The organism is Ruegeria sp. D3 (assembly GCF_056534465.1).
This window is the reverse complement of record NZ_JBQFPK010000004.1, coordinates 330,174-352,418: the sequence shown is the minus strand read 5'-3', so window position 1 is coordinate 352,418 and position 22,245 is coordinate 330,174. Positions and strand designations below refer to the sequence as shown.

Sequence of the window (22,245 nt, the reverse complement as noted above, 5' to 3'; positions counted from 1 at the left end):
TTTTACAGTTACCGAGTTTCACCATGTTGCGGTTCTTCAAGTCCAACGCGCCCAGCGCATCTGTCCCCCAAATCCACCCGGAGTTGTGTCTGGCGCCAGATGTGTCTGCGGTGTTTCCGCAGCGTGGCCAAGTGAATATTCCTGTCGTTGATGCGCGTTCCGAGGACATCGCAGGTCGTGATGCGATTGAACGCGGACGCCATCTGGCCCGACAGGGAATGTGGTCCGAGTTGTCTCGGCAGATGAAGGCGGCCGACGATGCGCGCGAGTCGGGATCAGATGGAATGCCGGTCGCCGATCTACTGGCGTTTGGTGCTCGTGCGGACGTGGTTTTGGCCGTCGAGCACGCCCTGTCGGACCTGAAAGAAGTGCGCGACTACGACCTGCTGGGTGGTATTTCGGAGTTAGAAGACGAAATGCGCGACAACGCGGACGATGCGATGATCGCTCTCGTCGTTGCTTTGGCCCATATCGACATCGCGTGGGCATGGCGCGGGACGGCCACGGAAGACAAGTTGCCCTCTTTGCATCAGTCGCGTTGCGCAGCTCATTTCGACCGCGCCGCCGCGATCCTTCCGAAATGCCGTGAGGCCGCGCCGGACAGCCCTTTGGTTGCAGCGGCCGATTGTGCTCTGCTGGCCGGACAGCGTAAGACGCATGTTCGTGTGGCCGACAAATACGAACGCCTGATTACGCTGGATCCTCATAACCAACGCCATATGCGCGCTATGGGCACGCATCTGCTGCCGCGCCGGTTCGGCAGCTACGAAGAGCTTGAGGTCCAAGCCCTGCGCAACGCCGCCAGAACTCATGATATCTGGGGCGCAGGTGGTTACACTTGGGCGCAGTTCGACGCGATCGTGTTGGATGACGAAGCCTGTGCGCGGCTGGATGTCGAATACTTCCTGCAGGGCCTTCATGACATTCTGAGCAACCGCCCCGATCAAGAAATGGTAAATATGCTGGCGGCATACTGCGCGATCACGATCAAGCGTGGGATTGGCCGGAATGAAAAAGCGGACGCTGTTCGCGCACAAATCCACGAGGCCGCAAACTGGTTGATCCGCGATCACCTGACCGAATTGCACCCGCTGATCTGGGCACATGCGGCCAACGGCTTCAACAACGCGGCGCGCGTCAACTCGACTGAACGGTTTGCTGCACGCGGTCACCGCGACGCGCTGCGGGCGATTGGCAACCTGTTTAGCGAAGAACTGCGCAACGGTATGGATGTGACCTTCACCTCAACAGGCCTACACCTCTCCAGCCACTGAATTCCCCCTTGCCCCTTTGGCGCGCCGGGCCTAATACGCAAGCCTAGACTTCTGCGGAAATTAGAGGCGCGCCATGCTCGACCTGACATACGAAATGCCCAAAATCAAAACCATTGCCGGTGCCAAGCACGATTGGGAACTGGTGATCGGGATGGAGGTGCACGCTCAGGTCTCATCGAACGCCAAGCTGTTTTCTGGCGCATCGACCCAGTTCGGGGCCGAGCCGAATTCGAACGTGGCCTTTGTGGACGCGGCTATGCCGGGAATGCTGCCGGTGATCAACGAATATTGCGTGGAACAGGCCGTGCGCACCGGGCTAGGTTTGAAGGCGGATATCAACCTGAAATCGGCTTTTGACCGCAAAAACTATTTCTATCCTGACCTGCCGCAGGGCTACCAGATTTCCCAGCTGTACCACCCCATTGTGGGCGAAGGCGAAGTGCTGGTCGAGATGGGCGATGGCACTGCGCGCATGGTTCGGATCGAGCGTATCCACATGGAGCAAGACGCAGGCAAATCGATCCACGACATGGACCCGCATATGTCCTTTGTCGACCTGAACCGCACGGGCGTCTGCCTGATGGAGATCGTGTCCCGGCCCGACATTCGCGGCCCCGAAGAGGCCGCCGCCTATATCGCCAAGCTGCGCCAGATCATGCGTTATCTGGGCACCTGCGACGGCAACATGCAGAACGGCAACCTGCGGGCGGACGTGAACGTGTCGATCTGTTTGCCGGGCGCGTATGAGAAATACCAGGAGACGCAGGACTTCTCGCATCTGGGCACGCGGTGTGAGATCAAGAACATGAACTCGATGCGCTTTATCCAGCAAGCGATCGAGGTCGAAGCCCGTCGTCAGATCGCTATTGTTGAAGCTGGTGGCGAGGTCGAGCAGGAAACCCGCCTGTACGATCCCGACAAGGGCGAGACACGCTCGATGCGGTCTAAGGAAGAGGCGCATGATTACCGCTATTTCCCAGACCCCGACCTGCTGCCGCTTGAGATTGAACAAGCCTGGGTCGATGACATCGCCGCCAAACTGCCCGAACTGCCCGATGCCAAAAAGGCGCGGTTCATTGAGGCGTTTGGCCTGACCGACTATGACGCTTCGGTCCTGACCGCCGAAGTTGAAAGCGCCGCTTATTTCGAAGAGGTCGCAAAAGGCCGCAACGGCAAGCTTGCTGCGAACTGGGTGATCAACGAGCTGTTCGGTCGTCTGAAGAAAGAAGACCATGACATCACCGACAGCCCGGTCTCGCCTGCGCAGTTGGGTGGGATCATCGATCTGATTTCCTCGGACGCCATCTCGGGCAAGATCGCCAAAGACCTGTTCGAGATCGTTTACACCGAAGGCGGTGACCCGGCGCAGATCGTCGAAGAGCGCGGCATGAAGCAGGTCACCGATACCGGCGCGATCGAAGCCGCTTTGGACGAGATCATCGCCGCCAACCCCGCGCAGGTGGAAAAAGCCAAGGTGAACCCGAAACTGGCGGGCTGGTTCGTTGGTCAGGTGATGAAAGCCACCGGCGGCAAGGCCAACCCCAAGGCCGTGAACGAGCTGGTTGCCAAGAAACTGGGCGACTGAACCAACTGAATTTGATGCAAAGGCGGCAGAGGGCATCCCCTCTGCCGCCCTTCTTTTGCGCTGTGTCCGGGCAACACACGCCGGGCACGGCGCGAAGGAGACTTTCCCAATGGCCTCAACATGCTAGATTGCCGGGAACGAACAGGTAGGAAGATCCGATGCCGCGCTACGAATACAAAGTTGTCCCCGCCCCGCAAAAAAGCGGCAAATCAAAGGGCGCAAAAACCGCCGAAGGCCGGTTTGCGGCCTCGATCGAACAAGTGCTGAACCAAATGGGACAGGATGGCTGGGAATATCAGCGCGCGGAACTTCTACCCAGTGAAGAACGCGCTGGCTTCACCAGTTCGACCGTGAACTGGCGCAACGTGCTGGTGTTCCGGCGCGAAATCGAAGTGACTTTTGTCAGCACACGCGGCCCGACAGAAACGCCCGAAGGCGTACCCTTGGCCCAGCCTGTTCCGGGCCCCGAAATGGTCGTAGCCCCTGCCCCGATTGCGGAAGAGGTGCAAGAGCCGCCGCTGTCATTGAAGGGCTTGGAAACAGTTCCCAGTTCGGACGACGCACCGCCGGAGAAATAATGAACAGCATTGCCAATCGGACATTTTTGATTTCACATTTTTTTATTTCAACACTTTGCGTTTGTTTCACTTTGATGTTCACCGGTCAGCTGCACGCTGATGCGGGCGCGAACACCCATCCTAACTGCGTGACAAATATTGATGCTGAGGGGACAGTCATTGCTGGCTTCTTTGGCTTGGTGACTCCTCCGGTCCTTTATTCCTCAATCGAAACTGAAGGAGGTAACCTAACGGTTTACCCAACCATCCGGCATGGGAACGGTGCGCTCGTCTATGCGGGCATTTATCGGGGGGTTTATTCGGCAGGGGGGCCCAGCCAAACTGTTAACAAGTCGGGCACAGAGACCAAACTCGTATTCAAACAGGATGATGGCTCGATTGCGCACATTTGCATGGTCAAAGCCAACCAATTCGACCCAACTATTTATGACCCTATAGCTTCGCAAGTTGGCGAATGCGATCTCAAGCAGATTGCAGGTGTCGAGACGCTGACGCCGGGGCACGTTCAGATATTTGAGCCCCCCTACGACCTTGTCGAAATCAGTGGCGTTCCCAAGACTGTATTGGCCGTCGCTCCAGTTACCACTGAACTGATTCAATTGCGCGGACAATCCCCGGGCTGGGCGAACTATGTTTGGCACCCAGAAGATCAATCAAAGTTTGGAGGAATTGGGGGAATATGCAATGTGGAGGTGTTTAAAACTACCTCGACCACACAAGATTACCAGACAGAGCTCATTGAAGTTTGCAAAGATATTGAGGGTAAAAATCTTACCTTGGGCCAAGGTAGCAAAGCACGATTAGAGCTGTCAAAATACAGAAACAACATCAACTTTTCTTCAGGCAGATTTACGCAGAACTTGCCGCCGATTGAAATAACCACGCCATTAAAAATTGGCTTAACTGACGTCGAAGAGTTCGAAGTAATCGCTTCAAGACCGGGAAAGATGTCTTTGGTCCGAAGAGTTTATCTCTCTGAAGAGCGGAAGTTGAAACACGATGTTTGCATGGTAACTGTGAATTGACGAAGTCGAATTCAGCCGGATACCCAATCTCGAATTCCAAGCGCCCCACGCGGTCGAGACCGCACCACTATACACCTATATCCAGCGCAAGCGCGTGGATTCGCGGGACGATGTCCACCAGCGCCTTGTGAACAGCGCGGTGGCGGGCGACGCGGGATTGGCCTTCGAACGCAGCCGCGCGGATACGCACGTTAAAGTGGCTCTCGCCACCTTCCTGAAAGCCCGCATGGCCACGGTGGCTTTCGCTGTCATCCACTACTTCCAGCTCATGCGGGTCAAAGGCGGATTGCAAGGCAGTGCGGATTTCGTCGGTCACGGTCATTTTTACGCTCAGCGGCAAAAATTTTACCGCCTCCCCTCTTCTACTTTCGGCAGCTTAGACTAAACTGCTGCCTCCGAGTCGAGAAGATGCGTTCTTAAGGATCACAGAATGACGAAATCAGACCCCTTTGGATTCGATATGTCCGTCTCTAGCGCCAAGAAAAAGAACCCGCGCGGGCGTCGGGGGATGTCGGGCGCATCCGAGACCTCGGTCCGAATCTGTGACCATGAAGGCTGTGACGAGCCGGGCAAGTTCCGCGCCCCCAAAGCGCCGGATGTGCTGGATGACTTCTTTTGGTTCTGTCAGCAGCATGTGCGCGAATATAACCAGAAGTGGAATTTCTTCGACGGCACGACCGAGGCCGAGCTGAACGCGCAGCGATCCAAAGACAAGGTCTGGGAACGCGAAACAAAACCCATGGGTGACCCCGAGGCCCGCGCCTGGGCCCGTCTTGGTATTGAAGACCCCCATCAGGTTCTGGGTGCAAACAGCACGCAAAACAAAGGCCGCACCGCAGGCAGCGGCGGCCGCCGCCTGCCCCCCACCGAGCGCCGTGCAATCGAAATTCTGGAGGCCAATGACAGCTGGACCAAAGCTGAAGTGCGCAAAGCTTATAAGAAGCTGATCAAGGTGCTGCACCCCGATATGAACGGCGGTGACCGCAGCCAGGAAGAACAACTGCAAGAGGTTGTCTGGGCCTGGGACCAGATCAAGGACAGCCGGAACTTTAAATAGCTGAATTAATGCACGAACATATTGCGTAGAGCCACTGCTTCCGGTCGCTTGAGGCAACGCAGCCGCGTTTGTTCCTTCGCGGTTGCGGAATTACGTATTTCGGGGAAAATCATACAGAGCTCTTCCACGTCTTCACGGCCAAAAGACTGCAGCGCCATATCTCCCAGAAATAAACTTTCGGTCGGCAAACCATTCGACATCAGTATCGCGTGCCGATGACATGCAATGTGGAAATAGGTTACGGGTTCGCATGCGTTCACCTGGCGAATGGTTTTGTCGTTCACCAAATGAATAGCTGCGACGAAAACCTTGGGCTCACCAAACAAGAATTCTGCACGCCATCCTTCCAGAACAATTCTGTGTTGCGGCGACACATACAAATCTTGATCAGGCAAACCTTTCCCTATCGCTCCTTTTTTAATGCAAACAGGACGCAAGCGAGGGGCCCTATTCAATTCTTCGACGCTTATTGTCTTTTCACCGATCCATTCAATGGGTAGCAATTCGCCGCTAGAAACGCGCACCTTATCCCCAACGGACAGTTCTTCCACGAGGCAGCGGCCCGTTTCGGTTTCGATCAAAGTACCCTTAACGAAACAAGGCACTGTCCCCTCTGGAAGCGAGACTGTCACGATAAGGGAATCGTTATTGCCGTTACCGGGCCCCGTGGAGGCAAATATTTCGAGAGTAAGTTGAGTGTTTGGCGGAATATAGGTTCCCGGAGTTAACTCGACGGTCAAAAGTCCGCTTGATGAAATCGAAACCGTGTAATCGGACTCGTCTAATCCGCCGGTCCCCGAAACGACAACAGTCCATGAAGCTCCGGCTTTAGTTGCTATGTATTGCTGAGCGACAGAGGTCGACCCACTGGGAATCGAAAGCGAAGTCGGGCCTAAAATTGTCAGTGCCATTTGAACCTCAAACGGGAAACGTTAAACTGGGAACTCATTGTGTGCAGGCTTTTAGCGATATTAAACCATCACATAATTCTATTGCAATGTAAGCATTGAAAGGAAATCATTGGCCCAAGATTTGCAGTCATATTTTAGCAACTCTAGGATTGAGTTCTGGGCAGAAAAAGACTGAGTGTGACTTCGTTTCATATCAATAAGGCCAGTTTCAAAGAAACATCCGCCTCAGCTCAAACTCGTACCTCTTTCCCTTGCCCTTGCCCGCAATATGTTGCACCAAACACAGGTTCGAAAACCCGCACGAGGCTGCGGTACCAGGAATAAGGACGACAGGCATGGATTGGCCGATTGACGCAAATGCACATCCCTCAGAAGAGATTTCGGTTCGCGACGTGTTCGGCATCGACACCGACATGCAGGTCAAACGCTTTTATGAAGTGACCGAACGGGTCCCCGAGATTGATCAGACCTACAAGTTTGACCCTGAGACGACCCTCGCAATTCTGGCGGGCTTTACCCACAACCGTCGCGTGATGATCCAAGGGTATCACGGCACGGGTAAGTCGACCCATATCGAACAGGTCGCCGCGCGTCTGAACTGGCCTGCGGTGCGGGTCAACCTCGACAGCCATATTAGCCGGATCGATCTGATCGGTAAGGATGCGATCAAACTGCGTGATGGCGTGCAGATCACCGAATTCAGTGAAGGCATTTTGCCTTGGGCCCTGCGCAACCCGGTCGCGATCGTGTTTGACGAATATGACGCCGGCCGTGCAGATGTGATGTTCGTGCTGCAGCGCGTACTGGAAGCCAACGGTAGCCTTACCCTGTTGGACCAGAACGAGATTCTGACACCTCACCGGTATTTCCGCATGTTCGCCACTGCCAACACCGTTGGCCTTGGGGATACGACGGGCCTTTACCACGGTACGCAACAGATCAACCAAGCTCAGATGGACCGCTGGTCGCTGGTCGCGACGCTGAACTACCTCAGCCATGACGCCGAGACGATGATTGTTCTGTCCAAGGCCCCGCATTACAACACGGCTGAAGGTCGCAAGATCGTCAGCCAGATGGTCAGCGTCGCCGACCTGACCCGAACCGCCTTCATGAACGGCGACCTGTCCACGGTGATGAGCCCCCGAACAGTGATCAACTGGGCCCAGAACGCCGAGATTTTCCGTGATGTTGGTTACGCGTTCCGCCTGTCCTTCCTGAACAAATGCGATGAATTGGAACGCCAGACCGTGGCCGAGTTCTATCAGCGCTGCTTTGATGAGGAACTTCCAGAGAGCGCGGCAAGCGCGAGCTTGGGCTAACACCCCAAAAAAGAACAAACGATTCAGATACGGCCAGCCTGAATTCTCAGGCTGGCCGTCGTGTTTCTGCCGCCCACCAAAATGGTCGATATGATGCCGCAAGTGTTGTCTGGAAATACCAGAACCTGTCCTTACTGGCTTTTCACAGGCACCACCCGGCCCCGTTCAGGGCCGAACTTGCCAAACTCAGATGAGACTTGCAGCAATCAACCGGCCGCAAAACGCGCCGAGGACACCTAGGACTAAAAGGCAAGTAGCCTCGCCTGATAAATGCTGTACCAAAAGAGATCAATGACCATCGGTTGTGGCGGATGGGTCACTGGCGAAACCGTAATTTGTATATACCTTGATTATACAAATTACATCCATATTATATCCAATGCATGGTACATTGGAAAACACCTCTTATTGTAACAACAACTGTCTGGGCATTCGCCTCTCCTGTGACCGCATTGCCGACAACGACGTCTGACAGGGCTGAACTGTTTGCTGTCTGCTCTGGCCGGTTAGAAGCGCTAGCGGCCCGCCAACGGGCCCGCATCGGGGACGAAGATGCGCCTGCCGCAAATCTGCAGCAACAGTTCGACCAAATGCTGGAAGCGGTTCTGCCGTGGGCGCTGTCCGAGGGTATCGAAGAACACCAGCCCAAACGGTGGCGTGTGCGCGGATGGGTTGAAGTCGCCTACCTGCTGGCCGATATGGACTATAGCTTCGACGCGCGCATCGCCGAAGGGGCAGAACAGCAGTTGGCGCGCAGAATCTCGGAGTGTCGGGCCGTATTGCTTTAGGATCGCGATGTTGAAAAGCGGATCGCCCCTATGGTCAAGCCCCCGGAATGGCTCTAGGTTGCCGGGGCAGAACAAGACCGGACCCGCCGCCGATGAGCAAACCAAACGACAACCCCGCTGATCCGTTCAAAAAAGCCTTGGCCGAGGCCACGCGGGTTATGGCCGACGACCCCGAGCTGAACGTCTCGTACACCGTTGATCCGTCAGGCATGTCGGGCGAGTCGATGCGTTTGCCCCAAGTCAGCCGCCGAATGACACGAGAAGAAGTTTTGCTGGCGCGCGGAACAGCAGATGCTCTGGCCCTGCAACGCCGATACCACGATGACGCGACGCATGCGCGCTATGCGCCTCCGGGGGATATGGCGCGGGACCTGTACGAAGCGATGGAGACCGCCCGCTGCGAGGCGATGGGCGCGCGGGACATGCCGGGCACGGCCACCAACATCGACGTCAAGATCAGCCACGAAGCGATACGGCGCGGTTATGACCAGTGTAAACAACCCGCGGATGCGCCTCTGTCCGTTGCCGCCGGATATCTAATTCGCCACTTGGCGACCGGTCGTGACCTGCCCCCCGCCGCCGCAAACATCATGAATCTGTGGCGTGCTTTTATCGAGGAACAGGCAGGGGGATCGCTGGAGAACCTAAACGATATCCTTTCGGACCAGGCTGAATTTGCCAAATTCTCGCGGCAGGTGATCAAGGATCTGGGATATGGCGACCAGTTGGGTGACGACCCCGACGAGCTGGACGACGAGCAGGAAGATCAGGCCGAAGAAGACGCCGAAGAGCAGCCCGATCCGGACGGCACAGGCGACGACGACCAGCAAGAGCAGGACGCCGATGCCACGCCCGAACAGTCGCAGGAAGAACAGCAAGATCAGTCTCAGGCTCAGGTCTCGATGGACGAGATGGCCGATGATGAGATGGGCGACGAAGCCGAAATGCCGGAAGGTGAGGCTCCGCTTGAACCTCCGGCCCCGCCACCTGCCTCGGATGCGGATCCCGATTACAAAGTGTATCTGAACACGCATGATGAAGAAATCGCAGCCGAAGATCTGGCGGAACCGGCCGAACTGGAACGCCTGCGGGCCTATCTGGACCAGCAGTTGGAGCCACTAAAAGGCGCTGTGAGCCGCTTGGCCAATAAACTGCAGCGCCGTCTTCAGGCACAGCAAAACCGCAGTTGGGAATTCGATCTGGAAGAAGGCATCTTGGATGCGGGCCGTCTGGCACGCGTGGTGGCAAACCCGACCACGCCGCTAAGCTTCAAGATGGAAAAAGACACCGAATTCCGCGACACAGTGGTCACTTTGCTGCTGGACAATTCGGGGTCTATGCGCGGACGACCGATTTCGATCGCGGCAATCTGTGCCGATGTTCTGGCGCGAACGCTGGAACGCTGCAACGTAAAGGTCGAGATTTTGGGCTTTACCACCCGCGCCTGGAAAGGTGGGCAAGCACGTGAAGCCTGGCTGAATGACGGCCGCCCGCAGCAACCGGGGCGTTTGAACGATCTGCGCCACATCATCTATAAAGGAGCCGATGCGCCCTGGCGTCGTGCGCGCCCAAATCTGGGCCTGATGATGAAAGAAGGCCTGCTGAAGGAGAACATCGATGGCGAGGCGCTGGAATGGGCGCATCGCAGGATGCTGATGCGGCGCGAACAACGCAAGATTTTGATGGTGATTTCGGACGGTGCGCCGGTCGACGACTCAACGCTCAGCGTAAACCCGGCCAACTATCTTGAAAAACACCTACGGGATGTGATCGCGATGGTCGAAAAGCGCAAGATGGTCGAGCTGTTGGCCATCGGTATTGGCCACGATGTAACACGCTATTATGACCGGGCGGTTACGATTACAGACGTCGAGCAACTGGCCGGCGCCATGACCGAGCAATTGGCCGCGTTGTTTGACAGCGACCCACGTGCCCGCGCCCGTATCATGGGGATGAAGAAGGCGGGCTAATGCCGCTCCGGGTGAAACTCAACACATAATGGGCAAGACCCTGAACCGATGAGGTATGAGATGTTTCAGTCCTTTGACGTGACCGCACGACCGGAACAAGGACCTCCGCGGCTGGCCGCTCTCAGAAAAGAGCTGGCCCAAGACGGGCTGGACGGGTTTCTTATTCCGCGCTCAGACGCGCATCAGGGCGAATATGTGGCCCCGCGGGATGAACGTTTGTCTTGGTTAACGGGCTTTACCGGGTCGGCAGGTTTTTGTGCCGTGTTGCCCGACGTGGCCGGTGTGTTTGTTGACGGGCGATATCGAACGCAGGTCAAGGCTCAGGTCGCCCAGGTCTTTACCCCGGTGCCGTGGCCCGAGGTCAGTTTGGGCGCGTGGTTGAAGGACAATCTGCCCGATGGTGGCAAGGTCGGTTTTGATCCCTGGTTGCACGCTGCTGGCCAGATCACCAACGCACGCAAAGACCTCGCAGGCAGCGGTATAGACCTTGTTCGCAGCCCCAATCTGGTTGACCGCGTATGGCCCGATCAACCTGCCCCACCAATGAACCCGGTTAAAGCGCACCCTCTGGAATTCGCCGGTGAAAGCGCCGCCAGCAAAATCAACCGTCTGGCCGAGGCTTTGACTGCTGCTGGCAACTCGGCTGCCGTGATCACCTTGCCGGACTCGATCATGTGGCTGTTGAACATTCGGGGCTCGGATATCGGGTACAACCCTGTGGCGCACGGTTTTGCCATTTTGCATTCGGATGCCAAGGTTGACTTGTTCATGGCACAAGAAAAGCTGGGCGTGTCGTTGGGTGATCAAGTTCGCGTTCACGAGCCTGAAACGTTCCTTGATGCTGTTACCGCGTTACAGGGGGCAATTCAGGTTGATCTTGGAACCCTGCCTCAAATCGTAGCTGACGTTTTGCAGGACAAGATCGTCGATGCCGGCGACCCTTGCGCCCTGCCGAAAGCCTGCAAAAACCCTGCCGAAATCGAAGGCAGCGCCGTGGCACACCTGCGCGACGCAGTGGCGGTGATCGAGACGCTTTGCTGGCTGGATGACCAAAACCCCGGCAGTGTCACTGAAACGCAGGTTGTCACAAGGTTGGAAGAGAACCGGCGCAAGGACAGCGCGCTGCAGGACATCTCATTCGACACAATTGCAGGCACCGGTCCTAACGGCGCTATCATGCATTACCGCGTCACCGAAGAGACCGACAGCCTTCTGGAAGACGGGCACATTCTGGTTCTCGACAGCGGTGGTCAATACCTTGATGGCACCACAGATATTACCCGTACAATCGCTATTGGTGAGGTAGGTGACGAAGAAAAAGCCTGTTTCACCCGTGTCCTAAAGGGTATGATCGACATGTCGATGCTGCGTTGGCCCGTGGGCTTGGCTGGGCGCGATATCGAAGGCGTGGCTCGGGCCCCGCTGTGGGCGGCAGGGCAAGATTTCAACCATGGCGTCGGTCACGGCGTCGGCGCGTATCTGAGCGTGCACGAAGGCCCTCAGCGTCTGTCGAAGGTCAGCCATGTCCCCCTTCAACCCGGTATGATCCTTTCGAACGAGCCTGGCTATTACCGTGAAGGTGCTTTTGGAATTCGCATCGAAAACCTGGTCGTGGTGCAGCAGGCCCCTACCTTGCCCGGGGGCGATGCCGAACGCGCAATGCTGAACTGGCGCACTTTGACCTACGTTCCAATTGACCGTCGATTGATTGTTCCCGATATGCTGACCCACGCTCAACGTGATTGGCTGAATGCGTATCACCGCGACGTTGCGGAAAAAATACGACCAAGGCTGGGCGCGGACGCGCAAGTGTGGTTGGATGCCGCAACCGCTCCGATCTGACACCCAGCTGTTACATTCCGGAGGCAGAGGAAAAGCCCGACATCAGTAAGGGTTAAGGAGGTAAGATGACCAAGATCACTATTCGCAAAGCACCGGGTAAATGGAGCGTCCGTTCCGGTGGCGCCATTTTGGGCGAAAGCACAAATGCGCTTGAACTGCTTGAAGGTGATCTGGACCCGGTGATCTATTTCCCCCGCAATGATATTGCGATGGCGTTTCTGGACCAGACCGACAAAGTCACGCATTGCCCCCATAAGGGTGACGCCGCGCACTTCTCGATCGTCAATAAATCTTCTGTGACTGAAAACGCGGCGTGGAGCTATGAAAGCCCGATCCCCGAAGTGGCCGATATCAAAGGCTATATCGCGTTTTATCGGCTCGATTCAGTCAAAGTTGAACAAATCTGAGCGGGACTCACATCGCCTCTTTCATCAAGTCGACCATCGCCAGATCTTGACTGACCCGACCGTAAGCCTGCGCCATCGCTGTCAATGTGTGCGGCGGGCAGCCAATTTCTTGAAGGCAAGAGGCATCAATCACGCGGACTCGACCATCGAAAGCCGACTCGACGACCTGATCTACAGGCTCATCTCGATCCCCGACTGTAAGTTTGTGATAATGAAAGCCCTGACCTGGGGCGGTGACGCCCAGTGTGTGCCGCACTCCATGCGATGCTAACCAGTCCAACAAATTGCGCAGGCCAACGTCCTGACCCGCGTCCGGCACTTTATTTGCTTTGATACGGCCCTCGCGCGGCAAATGCCTGAGCTGCACCATAGTTGTCGGCGTCCAGATTCGAATGGGCTGCACAAAGTCTACAAGTCGCCCGATACGACGCCCGCGCAAGTGGGGGCCCAAACCAAATGTGGCAGTTATCAAGCTGATCGGAGCCTGTGAGACGGCATAGACAGAGGCGAAAAGATCGCACCGCCCACCTACCTTATGTTTCAGCGTCAGGGCATTAAAATGTCCTGCCTCAGCATAAGCGCGCGGCGATCCCAAAGCACGGCTTAACCAAAGGCAATTCATGATGTACGGGGCATGGTCGCGAAAGCCGATCTGCGATGCTTGTGGGAGGCTGCGCGCTAGCAAGTTCGCTGTACCTAAAACTCCCGAAGCTAGAAACACGTGCCGCGCACGCAGTTGAGTTCCATCATCCAGGTCCAAGCGTACCATCCCCTGTCCCGACAAGATCCGGCTAACACGCCCCGCTCGGACCGAGACATTCGGCATCTCTTTGAGGCGCGCCTCGACTGCGCGGGCCATGGTCCGAAGCCCGGCATTGGGAGTTTCAGAAGTTCCGGTCAGCAAACGTGGGACACTTTTTTCCAGTCCGTTCTCTAAAAGCTCGTGCCGGGCACCGCCGACCACTTTCAGATCGCGCTGCACAGCTTCGCACGCGGCACAATAGTCCCACCATGTTTCCAGAAACTGTCCCCTTCCCCAAGGGTCATCGCAGTCGTAAACCTGAAGCTGTTTACCCCAGTAGTTGGCCAGCCCACCGACTTCGGCGGCAGCAAACATCGGCGGTGCGTCTCCTGATACTTCGGTGCGGTCGGCCAGACACGCGGGCTGTTGTCTTTCATACGCAACCGAGACAATCTTGACCGGCCCACCCTGAGAAGGCTTGGAGGTGGCCCCCGTCACGACGGCCACAGACCCAGAGAAGCCCCGCATAGCTGTAAGCGCTGCGTATGCCGCGGGCCCTGCTCCGACCAATGCAATATCAACGCTTTGCATGACTCAGCCCCGTCTCCAGCACAGCCGCACGTTGCACATCGCTATTTAAGAGATGGTCAGAACTTGAAAAAGTTTCTATAGACCGGCTCACCATGACAGGCAGGCGTAGCGCAATTCGGACCAAGGGCGGATACTCGCCCATCGAGGTTGTAGTCTCAGCGAAGGTCATGGTGCCAACTCTTTTCTGGCAACATGCAAATCTGCGTCAGACCCCAGCACTGGCAGCGCGCAACCCGCACCCCTCGAACCTAGCCAGAGACGCTGAACGAAACTCTTTAAATACATTACCAACCACTCCCATTCACATGAGTTCTGGTGCTAAAACAGTTCGTTATTCGTTTGGTCGTTCAAAAATATGAAAGCCGAGTAGCCTTACGCCATGCACAAAATAAGGGTTGAAATAGGTGGTCAGCGCGGAACTCGGGCAGAATTCTATTGGTTAATATTAACCGAAAGTTAACAACTAGATCAAGAAAAGTTGAGCCAAAGTGTGTTTCAGCCCGTGAAACGCCGATTTTATCCGGGCAATCAATGAAAACACTGGGCCATGGCGTTCTGTAACCACGGCCAGAGTGCGACACTCAGTGGTTGAAACCAAAATGGGAGAGTATCAAGTCACTCGGCCTGCTCCCTCAGCGAGATAAGGATATCCACGATAGCGTTTACCACTTCGGGGTCGTCCAGAGAAGGATCAGGCATCGACGTTTCGGCAGCGATGGATAGCGGATTATCAAGGAACGCAACAAGCTGGTCCCGGGTCCACTTACCACCCACTTCAGACAATGACTGCGAGTAGTCGAAATCGGTCAGGCCCGCGATCTGACGACCGAAAACTTCGCCCAAAGACGGCGCACTGGTGCTGGGTAGCACGCCGAATCCGTGACACTCCGCACAGCCATCCAAGGCCGTTTCTACTGCGCTGGCTTTTCGTCCTGACAGCCCCAAATCGCCGATTTTCGAAACTGCAAATTGGAAACTGGGATCAAATTCGCCAACCGTTAGACGGACCACTTTTTGCTGATCAGTCCACAATGCAAGCTCGTCCCCGTGTTGATGGACATATCGAATCCGCAGCCCCAGTGGGATACGTTCTGCGAACAGAATGCTCTCTCCGTTGGTACGAATTCGAAACAGGCTGTTCCCGGCCAGCGATCCGGCAATCAAATCCCCATCCCAGGCAGGATGAAAGTCATCAACGTACATCAATGAACTAACAGCCACCGAGGGCAGCCAGGAATACGCCGGCAGCTGGAAGTCGGGATGGCGACCATAGTCCAGCGTATCAGGTAACGGCAATTTGTTGTATCTCGTTCCAAGCGAGACCTGTGGCCATCCATAGTCCTCGCCTTCGCGGATCAGGTTCAGCTCATCCCCGCCGCGCCGGCCATGTTCGACCGTCCAAAGTTTGCCGTCCTGGTCCAGCGCTATTCCCTGCATGTTCGAATGACCCTGACTGACAACACGGCTATCGCCAGTGGCCAAATCCACTGCGATCACCTTGCCGTACATCTGGTCCGGGATTTGCGACAATGGCACCGGAGCATAAATTCCGTCTTGCGCATAGTCACCTGCAGCCAAGTACAATGTGCCATTCGCGTCTACACGAAACCGTCCGCCCGCCATATGGCCCTGAATCGCGCGACCTTCGGAGTTGGGCGCAAGGCAGGGTTCTGTCCCGAACAGCAAAGTCCAGTCTTCGGCTTTGATTGAGGCAGTTTCAGCAGACGCGCCTTGCAATGGCGCGGTCGAGATTGCCGTGCGATAACAGTTCTCGCCCTCGACCCATTCTGTGAAAGAAACGATCAGTTGATCGTCTACAACATCCACATCATTGTATCGAAAGAAATAGTGGGCAAAATTGTAGTCTGGATTAGAAGATTCAAAATCCAGCATGGCAGACCACCCGTTTGGTGGAGCCTCTATGTCAAGTCGTTTCGATTCTTCGCCACCGACCTCAAAGAAGCCACCCTCGTGTGTCATAAGAACGAGATCGTTCCCAAGGCTGGTTAGTGCGCCTCCGCTTCCAATACGCTCAACCGGAACGTCCAAAGTTTCCATGTTCAAGGCGGCAAAAATTGTTTCGACCTGCGCAACACGGTCAGATGACCAAATTGGCGCAGTATGCGTAATACCCGAGTGGCTTTCACGCAGTTCTTCGACCTCGAGCACCAATAGCACGACAGATGCAGCAAGTGTCACCATGATGACCGGGCTGGTCAAAATCCGCTTAAACAGTTTCATTCCCTGACCTCAAAATTTTTTTGTTTTCGCCGTGCATTCTGGCGCTGCTCGGCCACATAGAACCCTGAAACACAACCGGTAGCAACCCGACCAGACCGTGCCGCGCACAACAAGATCGCTCGCGTTGCACCCTTGCAGCCCTCACGATGAGTTCACGCGGCTGTTGAATGATTTCTGGTACGATCCCGTGCAAAATACGTGCGACCATAGCCGGAGGACGCAATGCCGATCACTCGCCGTAGTTTAAATGGAATTCTGGGGACCGCTGTAATGCTGCCCGCCCCGCTTTGGGCTCAGAGCGATCCTGTCCTGGATGCCATCCGCACGACACTTTACGGAAGCAGTTCTGAATTCGAAGAAGGCATGGCGTTTCTTGTCAAACGCGGAAAGCCGGATGTAATTCCGGCGCTGCTGACGGCGATGCGTTATGGACGTCGGCGCAGTGATGAGATCACGGAAGTCATGCAAACCCTGGCTGGTGAGAATATCGGTGTGGATTGGTTCGACTGGATGATCTGGCAAGAACGCAATCCACAGATCGTACCGCACCCATCGCTGATCCCGTTCAAGCGCGAGGTGCTGTTAGGGATAGACTCGAATTTTGACGATTTCCTGCGCCCTGAATACCTGCAACCCGGCAAAATGAAGATCCGGCTGGAGGAGATCACATGGGGCGGTGTTCAAAAGGACGGCATCCCCTCGCTGGACAATCCGACGCTGATCCCGGCCGCGCGCGCGGACTACATGAAAGACGATGACCTGGTCTTTGGCGTCTCGATCAACGGGGATTCGCGCGCCTATCCGTTGCGGATCATGGGCTGGCACGAGATGTTCAACGATGTAATCGGTGGGGTGCCTCTGGCTCTGGCTTATTGCACGCTCTGCGGATCGGGCATTTTGTTTGAAACGCAAGTGTCGGGGCGCAGCAAGCCGCTGGTCTTTGGCTCGTCAGGGTTCCTCTATCGGTCCAACAAGCTGATGTTCGATCGCGTGACCCATTCGCTGTGGAACCAATACACCGGCAAACCCGTCGTCGGCCCGCTGGTCGATAGCGGGATCCAGCTGAAACAGCGCCCCGTGGTGATCACCACTTGGGAAAGCTGGAAAGGGTCGCACCCCGATACCAGAATCCTGTCGCTGAACACCGGGCATCGTCGGAATTATGGCTCGGGCGTGGTTTATAGCGAGTATTTTGCGTCGCCCGAGCTGATGTTCCCGGCACTGGTGGATCAATCACAGCACCGGCAAAAGGATTATATCTTTGCAATCCGACAGTTCGGCGCGGCACGGGCCTGGCCGCTGGATGCGTTCAACAGCACGCGCGTGATCAACGACGCGATTGCCAACCGCCCGCTGGTTCTGATTGGTAATCCCGACAAACGCGCCGTGCGCGCTTATGAGCGCGGGTCAAACCGTTTTACCGCGTCAGAGGGCGGACTGGTTGATCAGCAGGGCCGCAAATGGCGCCTGACCGAGGAAAAACTGATCGGACCGGACGGTACGGAATTGCCGCGCGTGGCCGGGCATATCTCGTACTGGTTCGCATGGGACAACTATCTGGGCGACACGGCAACAGTTTATCGCGGCTAGGAATGCTCTTCGGCGGCTGTGGCCGCCAGCGCGCGGTTATAAGCCTTAAGCGCATCTATGTGATAAAGTGCGCCGACCGGGTTTTCGCACCCGTCATCGTCGATCACTACGACCGGGATACAAGGGATATCCTCGCGGTCGAAATAAGGCATCGCGGCCTCAAGCGTCGCGCTGGCCTGCACACACAAGCCCTGCTCGATCAGCGCTTGTGCCTCATCGCGGCTGATCGATCGGGCATCCCCCAAGGGCCGCATCACCGTCCCAGCACGCAGCATCGCCAGCAGATACGCTTGCGGCCCGGCGGCGAGATGCACATCACGGCGCTCTAGCTGGGTTAAAAAGAACGACCGGTCCACCAATCGCGAGGCAAGCGCGGTCGACATCGAGACCGAGACCATCACGGCCAACCCGATCTGCCAGTCTCCGGTCAGCTCAAAAACGATCATTGTAGTCGAGATCGGTGCGCCCAGAACGGCAGCGGCCACCGCCCCCATTCCGGCGAAAGCATACAACGTATGTGTCCCCGACACATCCGGCAGCAACCCAGTGGCGATCAGGCCAAAGGCCAACCCAGTCAGCGCCCCCACCATCAGCGACGGCGAAAACACCCCGCCCCCCATACGCCCACCCATGGTGATCGCTACAGCCACGGTCTTAATCACGGCAAACATGATGGCTGCCGATAGAACCAAATCTCCGGTCAGGGCACGGATCGTAGTTTCGTAGCCCACACCGATGATATGGGGAAACCAGATGGCGATCAGACCAAGCATCGCCCCAGACACGGCCGGGCGCAGCCAACCCGGCAAGGACAGGCGAGTCTGGATGTGATTGCCGATGTCTTCGGCAAAGAAGATCGAACGCATTAGCAATAGCGCCACCAGGCCGCAGATCAGGCCAAGGATCAGAAAGGCCGGCAACTCGACATAGAACTGCAGCGATCCGGGGGTATCCAGGGTAAACTCGGTCACGTCGCCATATTCCAGCCGGTTGATCACCGTTCCCGCAACCGAGGCGATCACGATCGGCGCAAATGCATGAACCGCGAAATGGCGCAGCACCACCTCGAGCGCGAACAGCGCGCCTGCTATGGGCGAGTTAAAGCTGGCCGAAACCGCCGCCGCCACTGCGCAACCCAACAAGTCGCGGCCTGTTATCCCATCCGCGTGGATACGGTTCGACACCCAGGTCGAAATCACCCCGGCCATATGCACCACCGGCCCCTCGCGCCCCGTGGACCCACCGGTGCTAAGCGTGATCAGCGAGGCGAACAGGGATGCGATCCCTGCCTTGCCTTCGACCCGGCCATCAGTCAGCGCCGCGCCTTCGATCACATCCGCGACCGAACGCACGCGCCCGTCATCTGTGAACTTGTGTAGGATGATACCCACGATCAGACCTCCGATGATCGGCGTTATCAGCACGATGAACCACGGCAGTTTCTCGACATGGGAATGCAGCAGCAGGATATCTTCGGTGTCGTAGACCCACGCCTGCAGCGCCCGGATCCCCTTGCGGAACCCCAGCGCCATGAACCCGGCGGCGATGCCGATGGCCAGAGCGATGAACCAGAACTGGATCTGGCTTGGCCCCCGCCGTCGCATTACCCGCCAGCCATCCTTCATCGCGGCCAAAGCCTGATGCAGTTGGTTGCGCAGAACGGTGCGGGTTGACTGGGTCATGTGCCCTCGGGGATCAGAAGATATCCCTTACTAAGCCACGGAGGGCACAGATAAAAGCCGGATCGCGCGTCTGTGAGGCGCTATGCGTCCAACAGGGCACGGGCGGCGGCGCGGGCTTGATCCGTGATCGTGTCGCCCGCGACCATGCGCGCGATCTCATCCACGCGGTCCGGTTCGGCCAGCGGGATGACGGTGGACAGGGTCAGCCCGTCGGTCACTTGTTTCTGCACCCGCCAGTGATGCGCCGCGCGGGCCGCGACCTGCGGCGAGTGTGTGACGACCAGCACCTGCCCACCCTGTGCCAAAGACGCCAGACGCCGCCCCACCGCATCTGCAGTCGCGCCACCGACGCCGCGGTCAATCTCATCAAAGATCATCGTGCGGGCGCTGTCATCGCCGGTCAGACAGACCTTGAGTGCCAGCAGGAACCGGCTGAGTTCCCCACCCGAGGCGATCTTGTTCAGCGGCCCGGACGGCGCGCCGGGGTTGGTGGCGACGGTGAAGGCCACCGCGTCAATGCCTTCGGGGCCGGGATCGGCGGCGGTGAGTTCGGTCTGAAACACCGCGCGTTCCATCTTGAGTGGTGCCAATTCAGCCATCACAGCCGCATCCAACTGCCCTGCCGCCTGCTGGCGTGCGGTGCTAAGTTTGGCTGCCGCCTGATCGTAGGCATCCTGCGCAGCCGCAACCGCCGCGCGCTGGTCGGCCAGATCGGCATCGCCTGCGTCCAGCTTGTTCAGACGGTCGCGCAGCGTATCAGCGAAGGCGCCTAGATCGTCCGGAGCCATGTCATGTTTGCGGGCCAGAGCGCGAATTGCAAACAAGCGTTCTTCGGCCTGTTCCAGCTCAGCCGGATTGAACTCCAACGCCTGCAGGCAAGCATTCACACCGTCCTGCGCCTCGCCCAACTCAATCAGAGCCCGGCCCAAGGCGGCGATCGGCTCCTCCAACTGACCGCCGGCGCTGTCAGACACGCCCTCCAGCCAGCGCACGGCATCGGACATGGCCGTTTCGGCCCCGTTCCCGCCCAACAGATCAAACGCGCGGGCCACGTCATCACGGATGCGCTCGGCCCCTTGCATCATGCGGCGGCGCGCGTCCAGATCAGCATCCTCGCCCGGTTGCGGGTCCAGCTTGTCCAGCTCAGCCACAGCGTGGCGTAAGAATTCCTCTTCCGCGCGCATAGCGGCCAGCGCCGCTTCGGTCTCAGCCAGCGCCTTGCGCAGCCGCGACATATCAGTCCAAGCAGTGCGTACCGCAGCCAGATCAACCGAAACGCCGGCATAATCATCCAGCATCGCCCGATGCCCGCGCGGGTTAAGCAAACCCCGGTCATCATGCTGGCCATGCAGCTCCACCAGGGTCTCGGACAACGCCCGCAACACCTCGCCCGAGCAGCGCCGGTCATTGACCCACGCGGTTTTGCGCCCCTCGGCGGTATTGACACGACGCAGGATCAGTTCCTCGCCTCCCGGCAGCCCGGCCTCAGCCAGAATCGCATGGGCGGGGTGATCTTCGGACAGCTCGAACTCGGCCACCACCTCGCCCTGCGCGGCCCCCTGACGGACCAGTTCGGCCCGTCCACGCCAGCCCAGCACAAAGCCCAGGGAATCCAACAAGATCGACTTGCCTGCGCCGGTTTCGCCTGTCAACGCGTTCAAACCCGGTTGGAACGTCAGTTCCAGCCGGTCGATGATCAGCATGTCGCGGATATCAAGGGCGCGAAGCATCGGATCCTAGCGTCCCGGAGCTTTGGCCATGACGATTACAACCACTCACCTTTGACGGTCTGGCGGTAAATTGTGCTAAGCCAGTTGTTGCCACGGCTCTTAAGGTCAAGCCCGCGCGACGTCAGTAACTTGTAGCCCGCGTCATACCACTCGGAAGATTGGTAATTGAATCCCAAAATTGCCCCTGCCGACTGTGCCTCATCCACCAGACCCAGCGACAGATACGCTTCGATCAGACGATAGAGCGCTTCGGCGGTGTGCGAGGTGGTTTGAAAATCCTCAACCACGACGCGGAAGCGGTTGATCGCCGCAGTGTAGTGATCCTGACGCAAGTAATAGCGCCCAATCTCCATCTCCTTGCCGGCCAGATGGTCGAAGGCCAGATCGAACTTCAGAACGGCAGAAGTTGCATATTCGCTGTCAGGATAGACTTCGATCACGGTCCGCAACGATTGCAACGCCTGGAACGTCAGCCCCTGATCGCGTCCAACCTCGTCGATTTGGTCATAATAGCTAAGCGCCAGAAGATACTGGGCATAAGCTGCATCCTCATCCGCCGGATAAAAATCTATGAACCGCTGTGCCGCAGCACGGCTTTCTTCATAATTCTTGTCGGAATGATACGAGAACGCCTGCATGATCAGCGCTCGCTTGGCCCAATCGGAATAAGGGTACAAGCGCTCGACTTCAGAGAAGTACCAAGCCGCGTCGTCCTGCCGATTCTGCGACAGCTCGAACTCGCCACGCGTGAATATCTGTTCAGGAGTGAACCCCTCAAGATTCTGGTTGCGGTCAGCCCCCTGGCCTCCGCATGCTGTCAAAACTGCTGTCAGAAGAAACGCGCCCGCGAATCTGACTGCCGCCTTGGTGCCACCCATTCCGCCTATCCTTGTCGTCTTGCTTGTCGAGGCAC

Annotated in this window: 18 protein-coding genes; 11 read left to right on the top strand and 7 right to left on the bottom strand. The window is 57.2% G+C overall.

The genetic code is table 11. The features are described from left to right. Positions 1-23: 23 nt before the first annotated feature. The 4 genes from ACR0DX_RS08665 to ACR0DX_RS08650 all read left to right on the top strand — a co-directional run bounded on the left by ACR0DX_RS08665 (position 24) and on the right by ACR0DX_RS08650 (position 4,462). Entirely contained in the window at positions 24-1,274 is a 1,251-nt protein-coding gene (locus tag ACR0DX_RS08665; RefSeq protein ID WP_480845793.1) for a hypothetical protein, read from the top strand. A 73-nt stretch (positions 1,275-1,347) separates the two neighbouring features. Beyond that, on the top strand, positions 1,348-2,859 hold the full coding sequence (gene gatB, locus ACR0DX_RS08660) for an Asp-tRNA(Asn)/Glu-tRNA(Gln) amidotransferase subunit GatB (protein ID WP_170352580.1): 1,512 nt from the start codon (positions 1,348-1,350) through the stop codon (positions 2,857-2,859). A gap of 158 nt (positions 2,860-3,017) precedes the next feature. After that, a complete protein-coding gene (locus tag ACR0DX_RS08655) occupies positions 3,018-3,437 on the top strand; it encodes a DUF4177 domain-containing protein (protein ID WP_170352579.1) in 420 nt (139 codons plus the stop codon). Next, positions 3,437-4,462 carry a hypothetical protein gene (locus ACR0DX_RS08650; protein WP_170352578.1) on the top strand — a complete coding sequence of 342 codons (1,026 nt, stop codon included), beginning with the start codon at positions 3,437-3,439 and terminating at the stop codon, positions 4,460-4,462. Before ACR0DX_RS08655 ends, ACR0DX_RS08650 begins: the two co-directional genes overlap by 1 nt. Positions 4,463-4,529: 67 nt before the next feature. Here the strand turns inward: ACR0DX_RS08650 and ACR0DX_RS08645 are convergent, their stop codons facing one another. Then, positions 4,530-4,784 (bottom strand): BolA family protein, encoded by a 255-nt coding sequence (locus tag ACR0DX_RS08645; RefSeq protein WP_170352577.1) that lies wholly within the window; start codon positions 4,782-4,784, stop codon positions 4,530-4,532. Positions 4,785-4,892: 108 nt separating this feature from the next. On the opposite strand from ACR0DX_RS08645, the gene ACR0DX_RS08640 reads away from it, so the two are divergent. Next, positions 4,893-5,519, top strand: coding sequence for a J domain-containing protein (locus ACR0DX_RS08640; RefSeq protein WP_170352576.1), 627 nt, complete (start codon positions 4,893-4,895; stop codon positions 5,517-5,519). A gap of 5 nt (positions 5,520-5,524) precedes the next feature. Here ACR0DX_RS08640 and ACR0DX_RS08635 read toward each other — a convergent pair whose 3' ends face one another. Beyond that, a complete protein-coding gene (locus tag ACR0DX_RS08635) occupies positions 5,525-6,430 on the bottom strand; it encodes a Hint domain-containing protein (RefSeq protein WP_170352575.1) in 906 nt (301 codons plus the stop codon). A gap of 335 nt (positions 6,431-6,765) precedes the next feature. On the opposite strand from ACR0DX_RS08635, the gene cobS reads away from it, so the two are divergent. The 5 genes from cobS (at position 6,766) to ACR0DX_RS08610 (ending at position 12,756) form a co-directional block, all read left to right on the top strand. Then, positions 6,766-7,749 (top strand): cobaltochelatase subunit CobS, encoded by a 984-nt coding sequence (gene cobS, locus ACR0DX_RS08630; RefSeq protein WP_170352574.1) that lies wholly within the window; start codon positions 6,766-6,768, stop codon positions 7,747-7,749. A gap of 443 nt (positions 7,750-8,192) precedes the next feature. After that, a complete protein-coding gene (locus ACR0DX_RS08625; protein WP_170352573.1) occupies positions 8,193-8,537 on the top strand; it encodes a hypothetical protein in 345 nt (114 codons plus the stop codon). Between the two features lie 92 nt (positions 8,538-8,629). Then, positions 8,630-10,507, top strand: coding sequence for a cobaltochelatase subunit CobT (gene cobT / locus ACR0DX_RS08620; protein ID WP_480845788.1), 1,878 nt, complete (start codon positions 8,630-8,632; stop codon positions 10,505-10,507). 60 nt (positions 10,508-10,567) lie between these two features. Next, positions 10,568-12,349, top strand: coding sequence for an aminopeptidase P family protein (locus tag ACR0DX_RS08615; RefSeq protein ID WP_170352571.1), 1,782 nt, complete (start codon positions 10,568-10,570; stop codon positions 12,347-12,349). Positions 12,350-12,414: 65 nt separating this feature from the next. Continuing rightward, on the top strand, positions 12,415-12,756 hold the full coding sequence (locus ACR0DX_RS08610) for a DUF427 domain-containing protein (protein WP_170352570.1): 342 nt from the start codon (positions 12,415-12,417) through the stop codon (positions 12,754-12,756). 7 nt (positions 12,757-12,763) lie between these two features. On the opposite strand, the gene ACR0DX_RS08605 is transcribed toward ACR0DX_RS08610, so the two are convergent. Both ACR0DX_RS08605 and ACR0DX_RS08600 read right to left on the bottom strand, forming a co-directional pair. Continuing rightward, entirely contained in the window at positions 12,764-14,089 is a 1,326-nt protein-coding gene (locus ACR0DX_RS08605) for a hypothetical protein (RefSeq protein WP_170352569.1), read from the bottom strand. Positions 14,090-14,704: 615 nt separating this feature from the next. Then, complete coding sequence (locus tag ACR0DX_RS08600; protein WP_170352568.1) at positions 14,705-16,330, bottom strand: PQQ-dependent sugar dehydrogenase; 1,626 nt, start codon at positions 16,328-16,330, stop codon at positions 14,705-14,707. Between the two features lie 222 nt (positions 16,331-16,552). Here ACR0DX_RS08600 and ACR0DX_RS08595 point away from each other — a divergent pair, with 222 nt between their 5' ends. Continuing rightward, the gene (locus ACR0DX_RS08595; protein ID WP_170724331.1) at positions 16,553-17,920 is read left to right on the top strand and encodes a DUF3179 domain-containing protein; all 1,368 of its coding nucleotides are present in this window, start codon (positions 16,553-16,555) and stop codon (positions 17,918-17,920) included. Here ACR0DX_RS08595 and ACR0DX_RS08590 read toward each other — a convergent pair. The 3 genes from ACR0DX_RS08590 to ACR0DX_RS08580 all read right to left on the bottom strand — a co-directional run bounded on the left by ACR0DX_RS08590 (position 17,917) and on the right by ACR0DX_RS08580 (position 22,210). Then, a complete protein-coding gene (locus ACR0DX_RS08590; RefSeq protein WP_170352566.1) occupies positions 17,917-19,602 on the bottom strand; it encodes a chloride channel protein in 1,686 nt (561 codons plus the stop codon). The two genes, ACR0DX_RS08595 and ACR0DX_RS08590, sit on opposite strands and share 4 nt — an antisense overlap. 80 nt (positions 19,603-19,682) lie before the next feature. Further along, on the bottom strand, positions 19,683-21,332 hold the full coding sequence (gene recN, locus ACR0DX_RS08585; RefSeq protein ID WP_170352565.1) for a DNA repair protein RecN: 1,650 nt from the start codon (positions 21,330-21,332) through the stop codon (positions 19,683-19,685). 35 nt (positions 21,333-21,367) lie between these two features. Continuing rightward, positions 21,368-22,210 carry an outer membrane protein assembly factor BamD gene (locus ACR0DX_RS08580; protein WP_170352564.1) on the bottom strand — a complete coding sequence of 281 codons (843 nt, stop codon included), beginning with the start codon at positions 22,208-22,210 and terminating at the stop codon, positions 21,368-21,370. Positions 22,211-22,245: the final 35 nt, after the last annotated feature.

Coding starts and splice junctions, on each gene's coding strand:
- ACR0DX_RS08605 (WP_170352569.1), bottom strand. CDS start 14,089: ATGCAAAGCGTTGATATTGCATTGGTCGGAGCAGGGCCCGCGGCATAC.
- ACR0DX_RS08610 (WP_170352570.1), top strand. CDS start 12,415: ATGACCAAGATCACTATTCGCAAAGCACCGGGTAAATGGAGCGTCCGT.
- ACR0DX_RS08645 (WP_170352577.1), bottom strand. CDS start 4,784: ATGACCGTGACCGACGAAATCCGCACTGCCTTGCAATCCGCCTTTGAC.
- ACR0DX_RS08640 (WP_170352576.1), top strand. CDS start 4,893: ATGACGAAATCAGACCCCTTTGGATTCGATATGTCCGTCTCTAGCGCC.
- recN (WP_170352565.1), bottom strand. CDS start 21,332: ATGCTTCGCGCCCTTGATATCCGCGACATGCTGATCATCGACCGGCTG.
- ACR0DX_RS08650 (WP_170352578.1), top strand. CDS start 3,437: ATGAACAGCATTGCCAATCGGACATTTTTGATTTCACATTTTTTTATT.
- ACR0DX_RS08595 (WP_170724331.1), top strand. CDS start 16,553: ATGCCGATCACTCGCCGTAGTTTAAATGGAATTCTGGGGACCGCTGTA.
- gatB (WP_170352580.1), top strand. CDS start 1,348: ATGCTCGACCTGACATACGAAATGCCCAAAATCAAAACCATTGCCGGT.
- ACR0DX_RS08600 (WP_170352568.1), bottom strand. CDS start 16,330: ATGAAACTGTTTAAGCGGATTTTGACCAGCCCGGTCATCATGGTGACA.
- ACR0DX_RS08615 (WP_170352571.1), top strand. CDS start 10,568: ATGTTTCAGTCCTTTGACGTGACCGCACGACCGGAACAAGGACCTCCG.
- ACR0DX_RS08635 (WP_170352575.1), bottom strand. CDS start 6,430: ATGGCACTGACAATTTTAGGCCCGACTTCGCTTTCGATTCCCAGTGGG.
- cobT (WP_480845788.1), top strand. CDS start 8,630: ATGAGCAAACCAAACGACAACCCCGCTGATCCGTTCAAAAAAGCCTTG.
- ACR0DX_RS08580 (WP_170352564.1), bottom strand. CDS start 22,210: ATGGGTGGCACCAAGGCGGCAGTCAGATTCGCGGGCGCGTTTCTTCTG.
- ACR0DX_RS08665 (WP_480845793.1), top strand. CDS start 24: ATGTTGCGGTTCTTCAAGTCCAACGCGCCCAGCGCATCTGTCCCCCAA.
- ACR0DX_RS08655 (WP_170352579.1), top strand. CDS start 3,018: ATGCCGCGCTACGAATACAAAGTTGTCCCCGCCCCGCAAAAAAGCGGC.
- cobS (WP_170352574.1), top strand. CDS start 6,766: ATGGATTGGCCGATTGACGCAAATGCACATCCCTCAGAAGAGATTTCG.
- ACR0DX_RS08590 (WP_170352566.1), bottom strand. CDS start 19,602: ATGACCCAGTCAACCCGCACCGTTCTGCGCAACCAACTGCATCAGGCT.